Below are 5,598 nucleotides of genomic sequence, written 5' to 3'. Positions count from 1 at the left end.
CTTGAATAGCGTTCTTATCATATGACTGGGCATTCCCTTGAGCTCCCCACCATTGCGGATAAAGAACAGGCAGCTTTTTGTTCAGACGGATGGTTCCCGGACCATTGAATATGCGGAACACGCCCGCATCGATCAACCCGGATATCGTAACATTAACTCCGTTATCCGGGGACAATACTGCTCCTTGATCGAAAAACAACGTAAATGCTTCAGGAAACTCAACGTTCGAGCTCATTTTATATATTCCTGCTGGAAAATATAAAGTTGTGGCGGGTCTACCAACTTGTTCAGCTATAATATTGTTCAATACAGGGCTGTCATCCGAGATTCCTTCTCCGGCTCCGCGATTCTTCACATTAATCCAATCTGTAAAGCGTATATTCCCTTGCTTCTCTCCATGCTTCTCTCCATACACTTGTTCCGTTACCGTTTTGGTATTTGCCCTCGCAAAGCCGCTATCTGCCAGAAATGAACCCATGGCGGCCGCAACTCCTACAGTTCCGATCTGCTTCAGTACATTTCTTCGGCTTAATAGTTTCCGGGGAGTTCGTTCCTGTAAAGCTTGTTCAGATTCCGTAGGCATTTTGTCCATATTCCTTTCCTCCTGGTAAAAAAGTTTTGGGATGCATCTCAGTTTTTTCCTTGAACTTACTTTGCGTTAACCGTAAGAATATTCTTATTAATTGCTTCCTCTACATTCCTTATGGATGTATTCAGGTCTTGAGTACCTTTGACATAGGCTTCTAACTCTTTGTTAATAAATGGCTGATTCTGATTCGTATACTTACTACGAATGGGCGCCTCAATTCTTTTACTTTTGAAGATACCTGCTATATTTTTCCCGATGGTCCCTGGCAAATCCTTGGCGAATGCCTCCGCGAATTTTGCGTCTTTCAATGGCGATACTCTTCCTGTTTTTCGGGTCATCTCCATCTGAACTTCGTCGGAAGTTATAATTTCAAGCACTTTCATCGCAGCATCTTTGTTCTTGGCTGTAACAGGAATCCCGAAGAGATGCGCATCCACATCCGTGTTGATTCCTGGTTTCCCCGGCATACTCGGGTACTGAGCCACATCCCAGTTCAAACCATTCTTCGGTGCATTTTCCATCAGAAAGCTAATTCTATTCACAGTAGGATACATGGCTAAGGTCTTGTCTTCGAAAAAATCCTTATTGCCTTTTCCCGTCGTAACTTCTCCTGTACTTGTCATATTGCCTGGTATCGAAAATGCTTTCTTGTAGATATCAAAGACCGTCCGCCAGTTATCATTATCGACCGTTGCTTTATTCGTCTTGTAATCGACGCTATCAATCCCCAGTACTCGGGTTAGACGCGAAGGCGTTTCAGGATCAATCCCACGGTATTTGACACCATTCTCCTCGCGCGTCACTTTTTTACCCAATTCGATCGTTTCGTCCCAAGTCAAACCATCTTTTGGATAAGCGATACCGAATTTATCGAAGATATCTTTGTTATAATAGAGCGCCGTGAAATTAACAGCATAAGGGATCGCCATCAACTTCCCTTCAAATGTAAGTGACTTGACAATCTCAGGGCTGAACCGTCCCATGTCAATACCATGTTTCTTGACCAATTCCCCCAAATCCGACATAAAGCCATCACCACTATAACCAAGTATGTCACCGTTGTGGGTGACGACGAGATCGGGAATCACCCCTGCGTTCATCAATTGAGGGAGGGTGCCTGTTACCCTCTCAACCGTAATATAAGGGTACTTCTTCTTCAGCGGCTCGATGATCAGCAGGTTTAAATCAGCGTCGGATATGTAACTTGTGGTGGCATTGAGCGTGACCGTGACCGGTTTCTCCGGTGCTTGCGGTGTAGATACCGGACTTTTAGTAGGTTTAATATCCTCTACAACCTGATTACTGCTTTTACTACATGCGGACAGAATAATAATAAATATCAGCATCAATCCAATAGCCAAAACTGATTTTTTCTTCAACATATTTAGGCCTCCTATGAGTTGTTAATTTAATTACTGGTAATCGATTACTTTAAGACCGGGTTTTATTGGCCTGCCAATGCAATAGTGGAGTTGCGTACGAGCCGGGTGTCGGAGAGCAGAGACGATCTGAACTTCGTCGATTATGTTGTCTTGTGGCGCACTGTTTGGAATCCGTCGTTTGAGTTTTTGCAGGGAAGGGAGGAAGCGCTTTCAAATAGTCCTTTATCATATATTTACGCGTATATTACACCCCTTACTAAAGTAATTACGATCGTTGCACTCGTTTATGTACCCTATTATTCGCGATTAGGTCTCCTATGCTCCTTCCAGCTAAAATAATTTGCAGAGTTGAGAATACAACCGTTTTCATCTTACATAATCTAATATATATTATAGATTATATATAATATAACGTAATATAAATATGTTGGTCAACTATTTAGTTTTCGAAGCCGTGGGGAATCAGTGAAACAGCGCCTACGATTGCCTCCAGATATCGCTGACGCGTGATAAACGGAATCAATACGACTAGAAAAGTCAGGACCACCTTGTTTGCGACTGATCACGTTCGGTTATAGACGGTCTGCTTCACTCTGCATGAGCGTATCATTTTTGAACTGCAACGGACTGACACCTGTGGTCTTTTTGAAAACTCTGCCGAAATAATGGATGTTACAAAAGCCGGTCTTCTCGGCAATTTCTCCTATGGTCCATTCTTGGTTCACGATCAATTGCTTGGCATTGTTGATGCGGACGTTGGTTATGTATTGCGTTAGAGTGACCCCAATCATTTCTTTGAATGTCCGGCAAAAATGAGAAGGGCTCATATTGACTAATGCGGCCAATTCGCCCAGGGCAAGCCGCTCGGAGAAATGTGTTTCAATGTAGTCCAATACAGGACGGATCGGCGCATAGTTGTTGGAGAGGGGCAGTACTTCCTGTTTGAAGTGGCGCAGCATAGCGGTTACCATGCGGTAGATGGACGACTTGATCGCCATCTCATAGCAAATGTCTTTGTCGGCGAATTCTCGATCTGATATCTCGATGCACGCGTTCAATTCCGGCCATAGCGGATGGTTGGATGAGAACAAATTGTGTCTGTGACCCGATCCGATGAACAGCGAATATAAATGTCTCGTTTCGAATCCTTCCAGCAAGTTCGTAATGAATAACCGGTCGAAAATCATGCCTTTGATCCGACTCTCCGTTCCCGAAAGAGACTGAAGGGTATGCACCTGTCTGCTGTTGATGTATATAATGTCCCCTTCAACAGCGGTAAACGATTGATTATCAAGCGTGATGAGAGCCCGTCCCTTAACGATTTTGATAAATTCGAGGTGATCGTGCCAATGTGTATTTACAAGGTATCCGTATCGATTGGGAACTACATCCGCCATCCGAAAAGGAAACCGTTTCCCGACAGAAGGATCATGTCTTTTGTCCATTACATGCATCAGAGAACTGCCCCTTCCGTTGCGATGTCCTGCGTTTTCCATTGTACCAGTTCTAACCAAATGCGTCGATTGCCATGCCCAATCGCGTCGAGCAAAATCAGACCAATAGTGCGCAATCGAGTATATAGCGGAATTTGTCATGCTTCGATTAGGATGGTGGTATGCGATACACTGGTAAGATCGTTAATCCGATTTCATTCTTCTTAAAGGGGAGACCTGTAAAATGACACAAACAAGAATTGCGAACAAGATCGGAATTGGGATATTAGGCACCGGAAAGCGGGGCATTCATTTTGGAGGCAGCTATTTCGGCCGCCATCCGGAATGCGAAATCGTTGCCCTCTGCGACATCCAGGAAGAAAGTCTAGAAGTCGCCAGACAGAAGTTAGGCGATCTTCCAGCTTCAACTGTTCTGGACGAGTTTTTGCAGGTTCCTGGATTGGATGCGGTTGTCATTTGCAGCAACGACCATGTACATGCTGAGCATGCACTCGCCGCATTAAAGGCCGGCAAACATGTGTACTTGGAAAAGCCCATGGCGCAGACGATCGAGGATTGCGACCGGATCATTGAAGCAGCCATCGACGCAGGGCGCGTGTGCATGGTCGGGCTGGAGTTAAGGTACTGCACCCTTGTGGAAGATATGAAGGCCATCGTCGCGTCCGGAGCAATCGGAGCGATCAAGATTGGCTCCGTCGTGGACAACGTTTCCGTAGGGGGCGATTACTACTACCACGGAGCGAGAAGGCGCAAAGAGTTTGTCAAAAGTCTTATTCTAGAGAAGGGAACCCACTCTCTAGATATTACAAACTGGGTTGTCGATGCGTCTCCCGTGAAAGTATACTGCTCCAGCGGACTGGATGTGTTCGGCGGCGAGCAGGACAATGACAAAAGATGCCGAGATTGCAAAGAAAAGGCGAACTGTGACTACTACGTTGACAATGAGAAAGGGTTGAAAATGGATTATGGCAACGTCCTGCTCAAGGACGATTTGTGCGTATACGCTGAGGAAATCGATACCCACGATAACGGCCTCGTTCTGATCGATTACGATAACGGTGCACGAATTTCCTATATGGAGTGTCACTTCACACCAGAATATTCAAGGGAATTCATGTTCATTGGAACTGGCGGCAAGTTGACTGCCTTTTACAATAACGAGCAAGATTTCAAAATCACGGTCATGAAGCGACACTCCACGGAGGTGGAAACTTATTACCCCGATCGCAGGCCAGGCTCACATGGCGGTGGCGATGACGCAATCGTGCAGAAATTCGTGGAACTGGTGAAGAAGGGCCAGCCTGCCATGCCCGGAATTCAGGGGGCGAGAGACAGCGCGGCCATCGCCATTGCGGCTGCCGATTCGGCCGAGTCCGGCATGCCAGTCACGATTAAAGTAAATGATCGGATCAGCCAATTAGAAGCCAACAGGTAATAACTCGCCTATCGGATCGGGCTGTTGAAAAGCCGTTCAAATCTTCGGCCATCGACCTGGCTCAATGAATTCATACAACCTGACCTGATTCGCACCCGAATCGGGTTTTCGTCATTGCTTCCTGCACTAGGCCCTGATATCCTGAAGCTTTTGGGAAGAGAGAAGTGACAGTCGTTCTTGAGGAGCTTTATTTTAATAGTGAAGGGAACCTTTTTCACTTCCCTCTTGTCTATTGATAATGAGGTGAAGACCATGGAATCGGAGTACTTACGATATATTACGCACATGGACCACGATGTTTTTGATAACCTAATGAAAAAATATGGGCAGATGGTGTGGAATTACGCCTACGTTCTAACCAAGAATAGATTCACAACAGATGACATTGTTCAAGACGTATTTGTGCAAATTTATCGGAATGTCGCATCATTCAGAGGCGAGTCATCTGTGAAAACCTGGATCCTCAAGATCACGCGAAACACGAGCATCAACCACCGGAATACAGCCTTCATTCGCAAAGTGGTTCTCATGGATACCATCATTTCAAGGAAATCTTCGATTTCTGCGGAGGACACTTTCATTGAGAGAGAATCGTCTAACCATGTTTGGCAGGCAGTCTTTCAGTTGTCCCCTAAGTTAAGGGAAGTGATTTTGTTGGATGCCAAATATGATATGAAAATGGTAGAGATCGCTCATTTATTAGGGGTTACGGAAGGAACAGTTAAATCTCGGTTACAT

At 45.4% G+C, this 5,598-nt stretch carries 5 protein-coding genes; 2 read left to right on the top strand and 3 right to left on the bottom strand.

Features of this window, described 5'->3' with window-relative positions; all coding sequences use genetic code 11:
* The 3 genes from AC1DWB_RS30700 to AC1DWB_RS30690 all read right to left on the bottom strand — a co-directional run.
* The coding region (locus tag AC1DWB_RS30700) for a glycosyl hydrolase family 28-related protein (protein WP_477544894.1) at window positions 1-592 on the bottom strand (592 nt) is incomplete at its 3' end.
* Between the two features lie 56 nt (window positions 593-648).
* The gene (locus AC1DWB_RS30695) at window positions 649-1,971 is read right to left on the bottom strand and encodes an ABC transporter substrate-binding protein (RefSeq protein WP_477544893.1); all 1,323 of its coding nucleotides are present in this window, start codon (window positions 1,969-1,971) and stop codon (window positions 649-651) included.
* 572 nt (window positions 1,972-2,543) lie between these two features.
* Complete coding sequence (locus tag AC1DWB_RS30690; protein ID WP_477544892.1) at window positions 2,544-3,425, bottom strand: AraC family transcriptional regulator; 882 nt, start codon at window positions 3,423-3,425, stop codon at window positions 2,544-2,546.
* Window positions 3,426-3,648: 223 nt separating this feature from the next.
* Between AC1DWB_RS30690 and AC1DWB_RS30685 the strand changes: the two genes are divergently transcribed.
* Both AC1DWB_RS30685 and AC1DWB_RS30680 read left to right on the top strand, forming a co-directional pair.
* On the top strand, window positions 3,649-4,860 hold the full coding sequence (locus tag AC1DWB_RS30685) for a Gfo/Idh/MocA family protein (protein ID WP_477544891.1): 1,212 nt from the start codon (window positions 3,649-3,651) through the stop codon (window positions 4,858-4,860).
* Between the two features lie 252 nt (window positions 4,861-5,112).
* On the top strand, window positions 5,113-5,598 hold a 486-nt coding region (locus tag AC1DWB_RS30680; RefSeq protein ID WP_477544890.1), incomplete at its 3' end, for an RNA polymerase sigma factor.

This window comes from Paenibacillus sp. P4_E11, from assembly GCF_056401635.1.
Note: the sequence above shows the minus strand (reverse complement) of the source record. Positions and strands in the feature narration are given on the sequence as shown.

Bases quoted from the DNA above. Each gene is read 5' to 3' on its own strand.
- AC1DWB_RS30695 (WP_477544893.1), bottom strand. From the start codon at position 1,971: ATGTTGAAGAAAAAATCAGTTTTGGCTATTGGATTGATGCTGATATTT.
- AC1DWB_RS30690 (WP_477544892.1), bottom strand. From the start codon at position 3,425: ATGCATGTAATGGACAAAAGACATGATCCTTCTGTCGGGAAACGGTTT.
- AC1DWB_RS30685 (WP_477544891.1), top strand. From the start codon at position 3,649: ATGACACAAACAAGAATTGCGAACAAGATCGGAATTGGGATATTAGGC.